The 15,418-nt window shown below is 52.1% G+C and carries 14 protein-coding genes; 6 read left to right on the top strand and 8 right to left on the bottom strand.

What is annotated here, in order from left to right:
* Positions 1 to 4: 4 nt before the first annotated feature.
* Both ACT3TF_RS11535 and ACT3TF_RS11530 read right to left on the bottom strand, forming a co-directional pair.
* Positions 5 to 670 carry a CoA transferase subunit B gene (locus tag ACT3TF_RS11535; protein ID WP_444672249.1) on the bottom strand — a complete coding sequence of 222 codons (666 nt, stop codon included), beginning with the start codon at positions 668 to 670 and terminating at the stop codon, positions 5 to 7.
* Between the two features lie 80 nt (positions 671 to 750).
* Positions 751 to 1,449, bottom strand: coding sequence for a CoA transferase subunit A (locus tag ACT3TF_RS11530; protein ID WP_444625470.1), 699 nt, complete (start codon positions 1,447 to 1,449; stop codon positions 751 to 753).
* 62 nt (positions 1,450 to 1,511) lie between these two features.
* Between ACT3TF_RS11530 and ACT3TF_RS11525 the strand changes: the two genes are divergently transcribed.
* From ACT3TF_RS11525 to ACT3TF_RS11515, 3 genes are all read left to right on the top strand, one after another.
* Positions 1,512 to 1,778, top strand: a complete 267-nt coding sequence (locus ACT3TF_RS11525) for a LysR substrate-binding domain-containing protein (protein ID WP_444672248.1) — start codon at positions 1,512 to 1,514, stop codon at positions 1,776 to 1,778.
* Positions 1,779 to 1,982: 204 nt separating this feature from the next.
* Complete coding sequence (locus ACT3TF_RS11520; protein ID WP_444625471.1) at positions 1,983 to 2,864, top strand: acetyltransferase; 882 nt, start codon at positions 1,983 to 1,985, stop codon at positions 2,862 to 2,864.
* Positions 2,865 to 2,896: 32 nt separating this feature from the next.
* Positions 2,897 to 3,757: a M23 family metallopeptidase gene (locus tag ACT3TF_RS11515; protein ID WP_096280161.1), complete on the top strand. Its 861-nt coding sequence runs from the start codon at positions 2,897 to 2,899 to the stop codon at positions 3,755 to 3,757.
* A 41-nt stretch (positions 3,758 to 3,798) separates the two neighbouring features.
* Here ACT3TF_RS11515 and ACT3TF_RS11510 read toward each other — a convergent pair whose 3' ends face one another.
* From ACT3TF_RS11510 to ACT3TF_RS11490, 5 genes are all read right to left on the bottom strand, one after another.
* Positions 3,799 to 4,452 (bottom strand): lysophospholipid acyltransferase family protein, encoded by a 654-nt coding sequence (locus ACT3TF_RS11510; protein ID WP_096280163.1) that lies wholly within the window; start codon positions 4,450 to 4,452, stop codon positions 3,799 to 3,801.
* 10 nt (positions 4,453 to 4,462) lie between these two features.
* Positions 4,463 to 5,395, bottom strand: a complete 933-nt coding sequence (locus ACT3TF_RS11505; RefSeq protein WP_096280165.1) for a phosphatidate cytidylyltransferase — start codon at positions 5,393 to 5,395, stop codon at positions 4,463 to 4,465.
* The gene (locus ACT3TF_RS11500; protein ID WP_444672247.1) at positions 5,388 to 6,104 is read right to left on the bottom strand and encodes a CDP-alcohol phosphatidyltransferase family protein; all 717 of its coding nucleotides are present in this window, start codon (positions 6,102 to 6,104) and stop codon (positions 5,388 to 5,390) included. The genes ACT3TF_RS11505 and ACT3TF_RS11500 overlap by 8 nt, the downstream gene beginning before the upstream one ends.
* 211 nt (positions 6,105 to 6,315) lie before the next feature.
* Entirely contained in the window at positions 6,316 to 7,428 is a 1,113-nt protein-coding gene (gene gcvT / locus ACT3TF_RS11495) for a glycine cleavage system aminomethyltransferase GcvT (RefSeq protein WP_444672246.1), read from the bottom strand.
* A 132-nt stretch (positions 7,429 to 7,560) separates the two neighbouring features.
* A complete protein-coding gene (locus ACT3TF_RS11490) occupies positions 7,561 to 8,964 on the bottom strand; it encodes an alanine/glycine:cation symporter family protein (RefSeq protein ID WP_441683730.1) in 1,404 nt (467 codons plus the stop codon).
* A gap of 454 nt (positions 8,965 to 9,418) precedes the next feature.
* Between ACT3TF_RS11490 and gcvH the strand changes: the two genes are divergently transcribed.
* Both gcvH and gcvP read left to right on the top strand, forming a co-directional pair.
* On the top strand, positions 9,419 to 9,808 hold the full coding sequence (gcvH, locus tag ACT3TF_RS11485) for a glycine cleavage system protein GcvH (protein ID WP_096280173.1): 390 nt from the start codon (positions 9,419 to 9,421) through the stop codon (positions 9,806 to 9,808).
* An 84-nt stretch (positions 9,809 to 9,892) separates the two neighbouring features.
* The gene (gene gcvP, locus ACT3TF_RS11480) at positions 9,893 to 12,790 is read left to right on the top strand and encodes an aminomethyl-transferring glycine dehydrogenase (RefSeq protein ID WP_444672245.1); all 2,898 of its coding nucleotides are present in this window, start codon (positions 9,893 to 9,895) and stop codon (positions 12,788 to 12,790) included.
* 10 nt (positions 12,791 to 12,800) lie between these two features.
* On the opposite strand, the gene ACT3TF_RS11475 is transcribed toward gcvP, so the two are convergent.
* Entirely contained in the window at positions 12,801 to 13,727 is a 927-nt protein-coding gene (locus ACT3TF_RS11475; protein WP_444672244.1) for a LysR family transcriptional regulator, read from the bottom strand.
* A gap of 269 nt (positions 13,728 to 13,996) precedes the next feature.
* Here ACT3TF_RS11475 and ppnN point away from each other — a divergent pair, with 269 nt between their 5' ends.
* Complete coding sequence (gene ppnN / locus ACT3TF_RS11470; RefSeq protein WP_441683738.1) at positions 13,997 to 15,379, top strand: nucleotide 5'-monophosphate nucleosidase PpnN; 1,383 nt, start codon at positions 13,997 to 13,999, stop codon at positions 15,377 to 15,379.
* Positions 15,380 to 15,418 lie beyond the last annotated feature (39 nt).

Below are 15,418 nucleotides of genomic sequence, written 5' to 3'. Positions count from 1 at the left end.
CTTATTATTCGGCGTCAAAGGTCATTTCGGGCACGTGGTCTGGAACGATCAGCTTGCCCGCCGTTTTCTCAACAATCTCTTCGACGCTGACACCTGGGGCGCGCTCTTTGAGAATAAAAGCGCCGTCTTTAATTTCAAGATAGGCCAGATCGGTTAAAACACGGCTAATACACCCAGCACCGGTCAAGGGTAGCTCACATTTTGTCAGCAGTTTGGATTCGCCATGCTTAGATGCATGGGTCATGGTGCAAATAATATTATCCGCGCCAGCAACCAGATCCATAGCACCGCCCATGCCTTTGATCAGCTTGCCCGGAATCATCCAAGACGCAATGTTTCCCTCCTGATCAACCTCAAAAGCGCCGAGTACGGTCAGATCCACGTGACCGCCGCGAATCATGGCAAAAGATTCTGCCGAAGAAAAAATCGCTGCGCCGGGGCGCGCCGTTACCGTTTCTTTACCCGCATTGATCATGTCCGAATCAAGCTCGTCTTCGGCGGGATAACGGCCCATCCCCAACAGACCATTTTCAGACTGCAGCATGACGTCGATACCGTCTGGAATATAGTTGGCTACTAGCGTAGGAATACCGATGCCCAAGTTGACGTAAAAGCCATCTTCCAGTTCACGTGCGACACGCTGAGCCATTTGTTCTCTTGTTAACGCCATGGTGACTTCCTCTTTATTGAATCGATAAGTGAGCAGCTAAAGGACATTTGAAAAATAAATATTTTAAAAGAACCAACGGATTAGCTGCGCACCGTGCGTTTTTCAATGCGTTTTTCAAACGTGCCCTGGATAATCCGATCCACATAAATGCCCGGCGTATGGATCTGGCTAGGCTCAAGCTCACCTGGCTCAACGATTTCTTCAACTTCCACCACGGTGATTTTTCCTGCGGTGGCGGCCATGGGATTAAAATTTTGCGCCGTATGACGATACATAACGTTGCCATAGCGGTCGGCCTTCCAGCCCTTCACAATGGCGAAGTCACCAATAATCGCTTCTTCTAAAATATAGTGTCGACCGTTAAATTCACGTACTTCCTTGCCATCTCCAATGGGCGTGCCGTAGCCCGTCGCGGTATAGAACGCCGGAATACCCGCCCCGCCTGCACGCATTTTCTCTGCCAGGGTGCCCTGAGGGGTTAATACCACTTCAATCTCATCGTTGAGCATTTGTTGCTCAAATAGAGCATTCTCGCCGACATAAGAAGCCAGAATCTTACTGATTTGACGTTCTTCAAGGAGCAACCCCAGGCCAAAGCCATCAACACCGCAGTTATTGGAAACCACGGTAAGGTCATTAACGCCACGTCGCTTAATTTCAGCAATGAGGTTTTCTGGAATACCGCATAGGCCAAAGCCGCCAGCGATCACCGTCATACCGTTTTCGATACCTTCCATTGCCTCTTCATATGAAGATACGCGCTTATCGAAACCTGCCATTGTTATGCCTCACATTGTTGTGGTTGAGTAATCAACATTGCCGCTAGTACGCAAACTGCGTAGTGCTGCTACCGCTATCCAAACACCTTCTTGCCCAGTGGGACAATACCGAAGAGCGGCTGGGTCAGCGCTTTACGCTGCAGCTTGGCCGTCTAAGCATCGCGGCAATGCCTGCCTTTGCCTATAATTTACTACCCGCTGCGCTGGTTAGATTTCGCCAGCAATATTATAAAATCAATATTACCGTGCACGATGTCATCAACGAAGAAGTAATGGAAATGGTGTGCTCCCGATACCATTCACAGCGCCCGGCATTTCTTGCCAAGTAGGCATACTGACTCAACAAGAACTATCAGTCGCCGCCCATGCGCTGCGCAACGTATTACTTGAAACCGTTCAGGCACCATCGACGCCTCACGGCTAAAGAACCGTTTCCTAGAAGCTAACCTTGCTGTTAATGCTGGGCAGCGTGGCTTTGATCCTTTAGCATTCAGGATTAATAAGCGATTGATCTGACGTTAAGGAAACGTGGTATGCCTATTGTAAAAGGGCTGGTTAGCACACTGCTGCTGGTGCTCAACACGCTGGTTTGGGGTGTACCTCTTATTCTACTGACCTTGCTGAAAATCATAACGCCGGGGCAACGGCTCAAGCAGCGCGTGTTGCGTGGCTTAAATGCGGTCGCGCTTAACTGGATTGGCTGTAACTTATGGTGGATGCGTCACTGGCTTCAACCTGACGTAAACTTCAGCATCCCCGAGCACCTTAGCCCTCAACAAAGCTGGTTAGTGATATCCAATCATCGCAGCTGGACTGATATTTTCATGCTACTTATGGCGTTGCACCGGCGTATTCCAATGCCTCGCTTTTTTCTAAAGCGCCAATTAATTTGGATTCCTATCGTCGGGATGGCTTTCTGGGCGCTAGAATTTCCTTTTATGCGTCGATTTAGTCGAGAGCAGATAGCCAAAAATCCTAAATTAGCCGTCATTGATCGTGCAGCGACCGAGCGTATGTGCCAACAGGCCCGCAACACTCCGATTGCCATTTTTAACTTTGTTGAGGGTACGCGCTTTAGCGTCGCCAAACGCGAAGCGCAGCAGAGTGCTTATCGCCACTTATTGCGCCCTAAGGCAGGCGGTGTGGCGCAGGTACTTAGCCTGCTAGGAAACCAATTGGATGGTATCCTAGATGTGACGATAAGCTACACCAACTCGTCGCCCACTTTTTGGGGATTTTTGTGCGGTAAAGAAGCCCCCATTGCGCTATACGCACGGCAACTAGACATTCCTTTGTGGGTTAACACACCAGACCACCACGACGAAAAGCAGCATAAGGAACGCTTCCACACATGGATCAATGCACTCTGGCTGGAAAAAGATGGCCTGCTGGACGACCGAACCGCGCACGACTGACAGCCCTACTGGGCTGCTGTCTGTTTGCGGGGATGCTAACCGGCTGTGCCAGCGGCCCGCAATCGTCGTCTCAAGGAGCAGCACCTAGCGCCAGCCAGCTCAGCGGCGACTGGGTGCAAGTACGCCGTGGCGATACCCTGGGGGAATTGGCCGCAAGAGCTAGCGTACCGCTAGAGCGTCTGCAGCGCTTTAATCCAAGCGTCGATGCACGCCGCCTTGAAGTCGGCCAGCGGCTATTGATTCCCACTCAGCAAGAGCGTGCGCCTTCCGGCGGGCCTTATCGTTATCAAATTCGACCCGGTGATACTTTTTCAAGCATCGCGCGGCATTTTGGCACCACCAGTGGACGTATTCAGGGTGCCAACGCGGGCACATCAGCTACCAGCTTACGAGTAGGCCAAGTCATTAGCCTACCGCTAAGCAGTACGGCGACGAGAAGCTCAGCGAGCTCAAGCGGCGGATCGTCAAACGCTAGCCCGCCGACAGCCGTCAGTGCACCCAGCCAGCCGTTGCCCGCATCAGCACGACGCTGGCCCTGGCCGCTTGAAGATTATCGCGTGGTTCGCCGGTTCGGCCCTGATAGCCGAGGCACGCTACAGCCCATGTTGTTGGCTACTCAAGCCGGTGCCCGCGCCCAGTCCGTGGCACCAGGAGAGGTTCGCTTTGCCAACGGGATGCGCCAGCTAGGCGAGGTGGTCATCGTGCACCATGCCGATAATCTGCAAAGCGTGTACGCCCTGTGTGAGCGTATCTTGGTTAAGGTAGGACAGCAGGTCAGCGCCGGTGACGCACTGTGCGAAATAGGCCAAAGCGATTCGACTCAGCGCTATGACCTATTGTTTGATTTACGCCAAGGCGGCAAGCCTATCGACCCTAGGCAGGTACTTAGATAGACGAGTCAAGCGGAATATAAACACACAGCCTGGCCGGTGGCTCATAAACCTTCATCGAGCCAGGCACTGCCCTGACACTGAGCTTTAAGCTCTACAAAAGCCTCATCCACTGCTCCCATGAAGCCCTCAGCCGTCTGGTCTGCATAGATGCTGTCTCCCACCGCCACATCACAATTACGTGGCACCAGTAATGCTTCGCCTTTGGGCAGCGCACGCCCTAAGCCTCTTAGTAGCACCGGGGTTACACCAATCTCCGGGGTTTCCTTGAGCATGTGATAAACGCCTTTTTTCATTGGCTGCATCGACTCAGGCTTACCGCGGCTGCCTTCAGGGAATAGGATAAGTATATCGCCAGCTTTCAGTGCCGTTTGGCAATCCGCCAGTAAATCCTTGCGCTCAGCGCTGCCATCACGATGCACTGGGATAATATCGAGCACGTTCGTCGAAAACCAAGCCAGCCAGCGATTGGAGAGAAAGTAATCCGCTGCCGCGACAGGACGAACCCGGTGTAACTGCGACCACGGAAACAGGCTCATCAGCACCAGCGTATCAAGATGGCTATTGTGATTGGCGATAATGACATGCGGCCCTTGCTTAGGCAGCCGCTCGCGTTGATAAACATTAAGCCCAATAACAATGATAATGAGAGGCCTAACCACAAGCATGAAAGACAGTATCTTCAGCCAGCGTTTCATGGCGGTTCCCTTAATAAGCAAAATAGCGATAGAAGTGGAAGAAGATAGGCGCGGTATAAATAATGCTATCGAGTCGATCCAGAATGCCGCCGTGACCAGGTATTAACTGCCCCGTGTCCTTGATACCTAGATCGCGTTTGACAGAAGAAATGACGACATCGCCAAAAAAGCCTGCCACCGCAATCATCGCCCCAACCACCAAACTCAGTTGCCAGGAAAGTCCCGTTAGATAAGGACCAATCATGCCCGAGCAAAGCGTCACCGTGACACAGCCACCAATAAAACCTCCCCAGGTCTTATTCGGGCTCACTAAGGGAATAATCTTGCGTCGACCCACCTGTTTGCCCCAAATGTACTGGCATACGTCATTGAACTGAGTCAGAAAGATCACAAAAAGAACGGGGCCAAGATATCCTGCAGCATGATTTATCACCGGCAGTGTTAATAGCGCGGCCAGGTGGCTAATACAGTAAACAGCTAGCATCACCATCCAATGAATAACACCGGCTGAGCGGATAAAGCCATTATTGTCACCCAGCAGCAGCATCCGTACAGGCAGGAATAAAAATACATAAACAGGTACGAACACGTTGAACATGCCGTACCAGTCATGCCATATCCAGAAATACTGCAGCGGAATGGCCAGGTAAGCCCAAAACAACACGCGACGATCGGTGAGCCGGGTCGGCACAATCGAAAAGAATTCCTTAAGTGCTAAATAGCTAAGAAATGCAAAGAACACAATTCCCGCTTGGCGATTGAGCATCAGCACAACAAATAGCAGACCAATCATCCACCACCAGGAGCGAATACGCAGCTTTAGCTCCTGATAATCCCGGGTCGGGTTCTGCTGCGCCAACCACAGTCGAGACAAACTGGCCACGCACAGCAACCCCAGCACAGCAAGCACGACCGTTCGTGCATGGGGTGCAATCTCAAACATGATCCGCACCCTGCTCTGTCGCCCGCTCAGGATCGCTGCTGATAACATGCGATTGATCCACAAGATAGCAATGAATAGCGCGGGTACGGCGCGCAATCGTCCAGGTACAGCCAACAACAAACACTAGCGTCACCACAAACATAGCGACACCCTTCGGCCACCAAAAAGATTCCAATACGCTAACTAAGCAGGCGGCGGTCAATAGCGCCATACGGTGTTGCTTAGCCATAGGCCCGAGAAAGCGCATAGGCGCACCCATAGAAGCACCCAACACACGAACGTAGGCCGTTGCCACCGCTAGCATAGCCGCCAGCCAGCCCATCCAAATACCGGCTGGCTGCCAGTTTGCGGCGGCATAGCCCGCGGCGACAAGCAGCAAGGTATCTGCAAGCCGGTCAGGCATGTCATTGTACAACTCACCAGAAGGCGTTGACTTGCCACCTTCCATGGCGACCATGCCATCGAAAAGATTGCACAGCAGCCGCCCCTGAATACCGGCAATAGCCATTATCGGCAGCAGCCAATCGGCACCCCCTACCGCATGGCGCCAAAACACCAACATCAGAGCAGCGAACGCTGCAAAGCCGATACTCGCAAGGGAAATCTGATTGGGAGAGATCTGCCGTTTACTCAGCCAGACAGTAATACGTTGAGCGAAACGATGGTCACGGGTTTTGATGGGACGACGCGTCCCCTGAGAGGTGGACACAAGTCGATACTCCTAAGCATCACAGATGCAGCCATACTAATTCAGCGGTTAACAACGAAGCAACGCCTTTGAGCTGTATTCGCGCCTGCGCTTATTCGTCGTACTCCCAAGCGACGGCGAACACGTTTCAATGTCGCTATGCCCAGCTTATCTTTTAATCCGCGGCGCAAGACGCTAGAAACATGCTAGCGCCTTGCGCGGCGTGCTGTTATTAACCGCGATAATAGCCCGCTTTTACAAAGGGCATGGGCGTCACCACCATCGGCAGCTGTTTACCGCGCACGACCGCATACACAACGCTTTGCGGGGCTTCCTGCTCGCGGTTCACATAGCCCATAGCAACCGGCGTACCGATACTGGGACCAAAACCACCCGATGTAACTATTCCTACGTCATTGCCTGCCTCATCTACCAATGGGGCACCTTCGCGCACCGGCGCCCGGCCTTCAGCCAAAAGTCCTACACGCTTGCGGGTATGATCTTTGGTATCGACTTGATGCAAAATCACATCGGCACCTGGGAAGCCACCCGGACGCTCCCCGCCATGACGACGCGGCTTGCCAATTGCCCAAATGAGCCCAGCCTCTATCGGCGTGGTTTGCATATCCATATCATGGCCATAGAGGCACAGCCCCGCCTCTAACCGCAGCGAGTCACGCGCGCCCAGCCCAATCGCCTCGACCTCGGGCTCGGCAAGCAGTCGTTCAGCAAACTCTTCGCAGAAATCGGCGGCGACGGATATTTCAAAGCCATCCTCGCCGGTATAGCCGCTACGGCTAACCCACACTTCCTGGCCTGCAATGATAAAGCGGCCGTGCTGCATAAACACCAGCTCGCAAGCTTCGGGGCAAAGCCGCTGCATCACATCACGTGCCAGCGGGCCCTGCAGCGCCAGTAATCCGCGCTCTAAGGGCTCGATAGTATGGGTCGCTGACAAACTCAACCGCAAATGTGCCAAATCTTGATCTTTGCAGGCGGCGTTAACGACAAGATAAAAATGATCACCGGCATTCACCAGCATCAAATCATCAATGATTCCGCCTTCAGCGCTGGTGAAAATCCCATAGCGCTGAGCGCCCTTTTCCAGTCCGACGAGATCAGCGGGTATCAGCGTTTCAAGAGCCTGCGCTACGTTGTCGCCTGAGACCAGAATTTGCCCCATGTGCGAAACATCAAACAGACCGCACTGATGGCGCGTATGTTCATGCTCTTTTTTAACACCCAGCGGATATTGCACCGGCATATCGTAACCAGCAAAAGGCACCATTTTTGCACCTAGCCGACAATGTAATGCATGAAGCGGCGTTTGCTTTAACGTTGTCATGAGACTTCCTCACTTAAATGGATCACTTAAATGGATCACTTAAAAGAGAACGGGAAGCCACCGACTAAGTGTCTTCCCGCCTCTGTAATGACTGACACCATGCACTCAATAGCGCATCAAGCGCTTAGCGCATTATTGATCGTGGTCTAGCTCTTCACCCGGCAACACGTCTTTGCCGTCAAAATAGTCCTTGGTCAGTTTAAAGACTACTGGTGAAAGTAGTGCTAGAGCAATCAAGTTGGGGATCGCCATCATTGCATTAAAGGTATCAGCCATTAGCCAGATAAAGGTCAACTGCGCAATAGCCCCTAGCGGGATCGCTAATACAAACAGCACCCGATAGATCATGATAGAGCCGGTTCCGAATAGGAATTGGCAACATTTCTCCCCGTAGAATGACCAGCCAAGAATGGTGGTGAAGGCAAAAATAGCCAACGCCACCGCTACGATCTGATTACCATACCCGGGTAGCGCTGCATCAAATGAGAGTGCGGTCAGCGATGCGCCAGCCTCTCCCTCCATCCACACGGTAGAGGTCAAAATCACCAATGCGGTAATCGTGCACACTATAATCGTATCGATAAAGGTACCCAGCATGGCAATCAACCCTTGGCGTACCGGGTTTTTAGTTTTTGCCGCTGCGTGCGCAATAGGTGCACTACCCAGTCCTGCTTCATTAGAGAAGATGCCTCGGGCTACACCAAAACGAATGGCTGCCATGACAGCAGCGCCAGCAAAGCCACCGGCCGCCGCCATCGGGTTAAAGGCGTAGTAAAAGATCAAGCCAAATGCTTCGCCAATCTGACCAGCGTTGATAATCAACACCAGCAGGCCAGCCACCACGTAGGCAATCCCCATAATCGGCACCAGTTTACCGGCGACTTTAGCAATACGTTTGATACCACCCAGAATCACTGCACCGGCCAATACCATAATAACGACGCCCGTCAGCCAGTGAGGTACGCCGAAAGTGATGTCCATAGCATCTGCCACGGAGTTGGACTGGACAGTATTACCAATTCCAAACGCTGCCACAGCGCCAAAAAAAGCAAATACGCCACCTAACCACAGCCACTTTTTGCCTAGGCCATTTTTGATATAAAACATCGGTCCGCCGACGTGGAAACCTGTGCTATCGGTTTCACGGTAGCGAACGGCCAAGACTGCTTCAGCAAACTTGGTCGCCATACCCACTAATGCAGTAATCCACATCCAAAAAACCGCGCCGGGGCCACCTAGCGCAATGGCGGTAGCCACACCGGCAATATTACCGGTCCCGATCGTGGCAGAAAGCGCTGTCATCAAAGCATCAAAAGGCGATATCTCTCCATCATCGCCTTTTGATGCGACTTTATCAGCGCTTGCCTTGGACTCACGACCAGCCCACATTAGTTTGAAGCCCATGCCGAGTTTTCTGATCGGTATCAGTTTCAAGCCAAGCTGCAGGTATATACCCACGCCCAGCAGCAGAACCAGCATGAGCGGCCCCCAGACCACGCCATTAATGGCCCCTAACAGGTTTGTTAACATTTCCACGCGCTTCTCCTCACCCTTAGATTTGTTGCATTTATTGGCTATACATGACAGACGGAATGCCGATCCTAAGAACTGCTTCTAAGAACTGTTTCTAAGAACTGCTTTTAAGAACTATTCCTAAGCACTGTCTGTAAGAACACTTTGGCGATCAAACATGCCGCTGTCACGGAGTTATCACGCATGTTTTACACTATATACTTAGTCAGCTCATAGGGTGATGTCGCTTGCTCATAGCGTATGCTGCTTTTTTTATAACTGCGTGCAATGCTGGGCTCCTAACGAAACCATGTCCTGATCAAGCTCGCAAAGGAGTGATCAAGAAACTTGTTTCCGATTGGAAACACGTTAACATGCAGCATTATTCGTTTGCCGGCTACCCACTGACAGTCGCCAAGGCGAGCCACAAGCGCTAGTATGCTTAGATACAGAAAACCGCTTCATATAGGAAATTATCATGAGCAACCTTCCCGCAAATCTTCGTTATGCTGCAAGTCACGAGTGGGTGCTTGATCATCAAGACGGCACCCTCACAATAGGTATTACCGATCACGCTCAGCAAGCGTTAGGTGATGTGGTTTTTGTCGAATTACCTGAAGTAGGTGCAGTGCTTACGAAAGGTCAGGAGTTCGGTGTTATTGAGTCTGTCAAAGCGGCATCTGATCTTTACTCACCCGTGAATGGTGAGGTCATCGATGTCAATGAAGCGCTTGAAGACTCTCCAGAAACAGTCAATGACTCTCCTTATGACGGCGGCTGGATCATGAAAGTACGCATTGATGACGCGGCTCTCGAAGACCTGCTAGACGCAGATGCGTATCAAGCAACGCTTGGCGCTGACGACTAATACGATAGTAGAGCCTGCCGTTTCTGGCGGGCTCTTCGCTTTTTGCCGCTGCACGGTTCTCTTCTAACGTCCGGAATCTACCTCATGTCTTTTGAAACACGCCGCCTGGCCGAGCTGGCCGATCACGATGCTTTTATTAAACGTCATAACGGCCCCAATGCCGACGACGTATCTAGCATGCTAAACGCGCTCAACATGAAGGACATGGACGATTTAATTGAGCAAACGGTGCCAAGTGACATTCGCCTTGGGCGCGAGCTAGCGCTTGACGATCCGCGCAGCGAAGCAGAAGCACTCGATTACTTAGCGCAGCTTGCGCGGCAAAATCGCGTGGTTAAAAGCTATATTGGCCAAGGCTATTACGGCACTCATATGCCCGCGGTTATCCAGCGCAACGTGCTAGAAAATCCCGGCTGGTATACGGCTTACACGCCCTATCAGCCAGAGATCTCCCAAGGCCGTCTTGAAGGCTTGCTAAATTTCCAGCAGGTCGTGATGGATTTAACCGGCATGGAGCTTGCCAATGCTTCACTACTAGACGAAGCAACCGCCGCTGCCGAAGCCATGGCGCTTTGCAAACGTGGCAATAAAAAAAGCAAGTCCAACGCTTTTTTCGTGGCCGACGACGTTTTCCCACAAACGCTTGATGTCGTCAAAACACGCGCCGAGTTTTTTGGCTTTGAACTCATTGTTGGTGCCGCTGAAGACTTAGCCCAGCATGATGTGTTCGGCGCATTGGTTCAATACCCCTCAGCAAGTGGTCAGGTGCGTGATCTTGCGCCGCTGATAAGTCAGGCCGCTGAACGCAATATTATGACCTGCGTTGCCACCGATCTATTGAGTCTTGTGGTGCTGAAAGAGCCCGGCCAGCTGGGTGCCGACATCGTCGTTGGCAACTCACAGCGCTTTGGCGTGCCGATGGGTTTTGGCGGCCCACACGCAGCGTTCTTCGCCACCTCCGACAAACTTAAACGCTCCATTCCTGGACGCATTATCGGAGTGTCTAAAGATAGCCGTGGTAATACGGCACTGCGCATGGCCATGCAAACGCGCGAGCAGCATATTCGTCGCGAAAAGGCAACGTCTAATATTTGTACTGCCCAGGCGCTGCTGGCCAATATCGCCGGTTTCTACGCCACTTATCACGGTGCTGAAGGCCTACGTAAAATTGCCGGTCGCGTTCACCGCTTGGCAACGTTACTTGCCGAAGGTCTTAAGCATGCCGGTGTGTCGCTCGCCCATGGCAGCTGGTTTGATACGCTGTGCTTAACCGGCGTTGATGCAGGCAAGATTCATGGCAGCGCCATGACCCATGACATTAACCTACACTACTTTGCCAATGGCGATGTGGGCATCAGCCTGGATGAAACAACCACGGCCCACGATATAGCAACGCTGTTTGATGTTTTGCTAGGTGATGAGCACGGCCTTTCTGTCGCAGTGCTAGACGAGCAGGTCATTGCAAGCGGCCTATCGGGCATTCCCTCTAGCTGCCAGCGTGAAAGTGACTTTTTGAGTCACCCGACGTTTAGCCGCTACCGCAGTGAAACTGAAATGCTTCGCTACTTAAAGCGCCTTGAGAATAAGGATCTATCGCTAGCACACGCGATGATCCCGCTCGGCTCTTGCACCATGAAGCTTAACGCCACCAGCGAAATGATCCCCGTCTCCTGGCCATCGTTTGCGCACCTGCACCCGTTTGCGCCTCGCGACCAAGTGGCGGGCTACCATCAGATGATCGACGAACTCTCGGCTTTCCTGGTTGAAGTGACAGGCTACGACCATCTTTCGATGCAGCCAAACTCCGGTGCACAGGGCGAATATGCAGGGTTAGTAGCCATTCGCCGTTACCAGGCCGCACAGGGTGAAAGCCATCGCGATGTCTGCTTAATTCCTAGCTCTGCCCACGGCACCAACCCTGCCTCAGCGGCCATGGTGCAGATGAAGGTGGTGGTGGTTGAATGCGACCAAAATGGCAACATTGATATGGCGGACCTGCGCGCTAAAGCCGAGCAACACCGCGACCAGCTATCAGCCATTATGCTGACCTACCCTTCTACGCACGGCGTGTTTGAAACGAGCGTACGGGAAGCCTGCGACGTTGTTCATGACAACGGTGGCCAGGTGTATATCGATGGCGCCAACATGAATGCCCAAGTAGGTTTAACGCGACCCGGTGATTTTGGTGGCGATGTTTCCCACCTCAACCTGCATAAAACCTTCTGTATTCCTCACGGTGGCGGCGGCCCGGGCATGGGGCCTATTGGCGTTAAAGCGCACCTTGCGCCCTATGTCTCTAACCACGTCGTAACGCCCATCAGCGGCGTTAATGCGGATAGCGGCGCCGTCTCCGCGGCAGCCTTCGGCAGCGCGTCTATTCTGCCCATTTCCTGGGCTTATATTAAGATGATGGGCGCTCGCGGGCTGCGGGAAGCAACCGAACTTGCCATCCTCAACGCCAACTACATTGCCAAGCGCTTAGAAACATCCTTTCCTATTCTTTATCGCGGAAAGAATGGCACAGTGGCACACGAATGCATCATTGATATTCGTCCGCTTAAAGGCGCCTCTGGGATTAGCGAAGAAGATATCGCTAAGCGCTTAATGGACTATGGCTTCCACGCACCGACTATGTCTTTCCCTGTGCCTGGCACGCTGATGATTGAGCCGACAGAGTCTGAGTCGCTGTATGAAATCGACCGTTTCTGCGATGCGATGATTGCTATTCGGGAAGAGATTGCGCGTGTCGAGCGTGGCGAGTGGCCGCAGGATAATAACCCGCTTGTGAATGCACCGCATACGCAGGCGGACCTTATGGATAACGACTGGCAGCGGCCTTATGACCGCCAGTTAGCAGCGTTTCCGACACCTGCTGTTCAGGCGGCTAAATACTGGCCTGCCGTTAACCGCGTCGACAATGTCTTTGGCGATCGCCAGTTGATTTGCTCTTGCCCAAGCATCGACGAATACCGCGAGTCGTAACGTCGATTAATCACAACGCCTCTGATGCCGAGATATTCAACGGCAACAGGGGCGTTTTTTCTTGCAAACGTTGAGCATGAAATCCGTTCAACAGCTTCTCATAGCGCTTTGGCAAAACGGAGTCACGCCGACGTAATAGATACAGCACTTCATTGACCGCATTTGGCAAATTAAGCTCTTTAACCTGACGCTGCCAGGGCGAGGTTTCTAGCACCAGCCTCGATACCACCGTAAATCCCAGCCCCCTGGCGACCGCATCTAACACCATGCTCACTTCATTGGTAAAACCCTGATGCCGGAAATGCGTCATCGAACGAAACTCATCCGGATAATTCGCGCGTAGCAGCGCGTTAGCATGGTTGATGCCATCGTAATAATTCAGAAAGCCAATACCCATTAAATCTGACAAGGTACTGCCAGCAAAATCAGCGGGTACGACTAAGCACAGCGGCTCCTGGTGCCAAAGCGAGCAATCAAGCTCAGAATGGCTCATTGCCTCAGTCACAATCCCTATGTCGTAACGCCCATCAAGAAGGTCATTCACAATTTCATGATTAAAGGCAAAGCTGTAATTGACCGTTAAGTTAGGATGCATTTGCTGCTGCCCTAAGATAAACGGATAAAACATCAGACCGACACTTCCAGGGGATGCTATCCGGCAATCGCCGCTGTCTAAAGAGTCATCGTCCAGACCATGGCGGAACTGCTCGTGATCGGCAAACAGCTTCAAGGCATAGTCGTAGGCTCGGCGGCCCGTTTCGGTGAGCGTAAAGCTACGCCCCTTACGTTCCAGCAGCTCTTTATTTAAGTATCGCTCCAACTTACGAACATGCTGGCTTACGCCAGGCTGAGTCATCTCTAAGCGGTGCGCGGTGCGTGTAAAACTCCCTGTTTCTACAAGCGTGATAAAGGTACGAAAATACTGGGCATTAAACATAGTTAATCGCCATGGCCTTGGGAACAGTCTTTTGGAGCAGTTTTGGGGGAACAGTTTTTTGAGACAGTTTTGACAAGGCAGTGTTTAAAAAAATCTATACAAACGGCCTCTACGAAACAGCCTTACTAAGCAAGAGGCTCTTTAGTCGCCATCACTTTATAACGCTTATAATAGCACAGCTGCGATACGCTCCCGCTGCGCTGTACCCACTGCTTGAGCGTGATAGTATGCATAAAGCAGTTATCAAACGATCATGGACAGCCTCACTAATGACCGCAAACGTTCAACCTCGCGCCACCCTTTCGAGCATCATTTCCCCTGAGGGAAGCCTCGAAGTACTTTCTCAACATGAAGTAAATCGACTCCATAACACGTCTCAAAACGGTCTGCATGACCTGCTAAGACGCTGTGCACTGGCAGTGCTGAATTGCGGCAATCCCACCGACGATAGCCTCGCTATTTTAGAAGCCTACAAAGATTTCGATATTGAGGTATTGCAACAAGATCGCGGCATTCGCCTAAAGCTGACTAACGCACCAGCAGAAGCATTTGTCGACGGCCGAATGATTCGTGGCATTCGTGAGCATCTGTCGTCGATCATTCGCGATATTGTGTACGTTTATAATGAGATTCACCACCATAACCGCTTCGACCTGAGCACTGGGGAAGGTACCACTAATGCGGTTTTTCATATTCTACGCAAAGCGGGCACGTTAAAGCCCGGTCGCGACCCAAGTTTAGTCGTCTGCTGGGGCGGCCACTCCATTTCGCGGGAAGAGTACGAATACACTAAAGATGTCGGTTACCACCTGGGCCTACGCGATTTAGATATTTGTACCGGCTGCGGACCTGGCGCCATGAAAGGGCCGATGAAAGGCGCAAACGTTGCTCATGCTAAACAGCGACGTAAAGAAGGGCGTTATTTAGGCATTTCAGAGCCCGGCATAATTGCGGCCGAAGCGCCTAATCCTATCGTCAATGAACTAGTCGTTATGCCGGATATTGAAAAGCGCTTAGAGGCCTTTGTGCGTTTAGGGCATGGCATAATCGTTTTTCCTGGCGGCGTGGGTACCGCAGAGGAGATTCTCTATTTGCTGGGCATTTTGCTGCATCCTAGCAACAAAGATATTCCTTTCCCGCTAATTTTTAGCGGCCCGGCTGATTCGGCAGCCTACTTCCAAAAAATAGACGAGTTTTTAGTTTATACCCTTGGCGAGGATATTCGTCGCTACTACACCATTATTACCGGTGATCCGGTAGCCGTTGCACGTAGCATGCGTCAAGGTATCGATGAGATTGCTGAATTCCGGCGCGCGCATCAGGACGCTTTCTACTACAACTGGCGCCTGACGATTGCACGTGACTTTCAAGCGCCCTTCGAACCGACCCATGAAGCAATGCGCGCCCTGGCACTGCATCGCCAACAGCCAACTCACGAGCTGGCGGCTAATCTACGCCGTGCTTTTTCAGGGATTGTCGCCGGCAACGTAAAAGAACCCGGTATTCGTGCAATTAAAGCCCACGGCCCCTTCGAGCTGACGGCTGAACCTGAGTTGATGCACCGCCTAGATGAGCTATTGACCTCCTTCGTCGCTCAGGGTCGTATGAAGCTTGATGGGCAGCCCTACACGCCCTGCTATGTGTTGAAATAGCCGGGCGTGTAATCAAATTGCCGCCTACTCACCATTCAG

Source organism: Halomonas sp. AOP25-F1-15 (assembly GCF_052378675.1).
Classification (GTDB): domain Bacteria; phylum Pseudomonadota; class Gammaproteobacteria; order Pseudomonadales; family Halomonadaceae; genus Vreelandella; species Vreelandella casei.
The sequence above is the reverse complement of the archived record's forward strand: the minus strand, read 5'-3'. Positions and strand labels throughout refer to the sequence as shown.

Excerpts from the sequence above, each read along its gene's own strand:
- gcvH (WP_096280173.1), top strand. The coding sequence starts at position 9,419 with ATGAGCAACCTTCCCGCAAATCTTCGTTATGCTGCAAGTCACGAGTGG.
- ACT3TF_RS11475 (WP_444672244.1), bottom strand. The coding sequence starts at position 13,727 with ATGTTTAATGCCCAGTATTTTCGTACCTTTATCACGCTTGTAGAAACA.
- gcvP (WP_444672245.1), top strand. The coding sequence starts at position 9,893 with ATGTCTTTTGAAACACGCCGCCTGGCCGAGCTGGCCGATCACGATGCT.
- ppnN (WP_441683738.1), top strand. The coding sequence starts at position 13,997 with ATGACCGCAAACGTTCAACCTCGCGCCACCCTTTCGAGCATCATTTCC.
- ACT3TF_RS11520 (WP_444625471.1), top strand. The coding sequence starts at position 1,983 with ATGCCTATTGTAAAAGGGCTGGTTAGCACACTGCTGCTGGTGCTCAAC.
- ACT3TF_RS11505 (WP_096280165.1), bottom strand. The coding sequence starts at position 5,395 with ATGTTTGAGATTGCACCCCATGCACGAACGGTCGTGCTTGCTGTGCTG.
- gcvT (WP_444672246.1), bottom strand. The coding sequence starts at position 7,428 with ATGACAACGTTAAAGCAAACGCCGCTTCATGCATTACATTGTCGGCTA.
- ACT3TF_RS11530 (WP_444625470.1), bottom strand. The coding sequence starts at position 1,449 with ATGGCAGGTTTCGATAAGCGCGTATCTTCATATGAAGAGGCAATGGAA.
- ACT3TF_RS11515 (WP_096280161.1), top strand. The coding sequence starts at position 2,897 with ATGCTAACCGGCTGTGCCAGCGGCCCGCAATCGTCGTCTCAAGGAGCA.
- ACT3TF_RS11535 (WP_444672249.1), bottom strand. The coding sequence starts at position 670 with ATGGCGTTAACAAGAGAACAAATGGCTCAGCGTGTCGCACGTGAACTG.
- ACT3TF_RS11510 (WP_096280163.1), bottom strand. The coding sequence starts at position 4,452 with ATGAAACGCTGGCTGAAGATACTGTCTTTCATGCTTGTGGTTAGGCCT.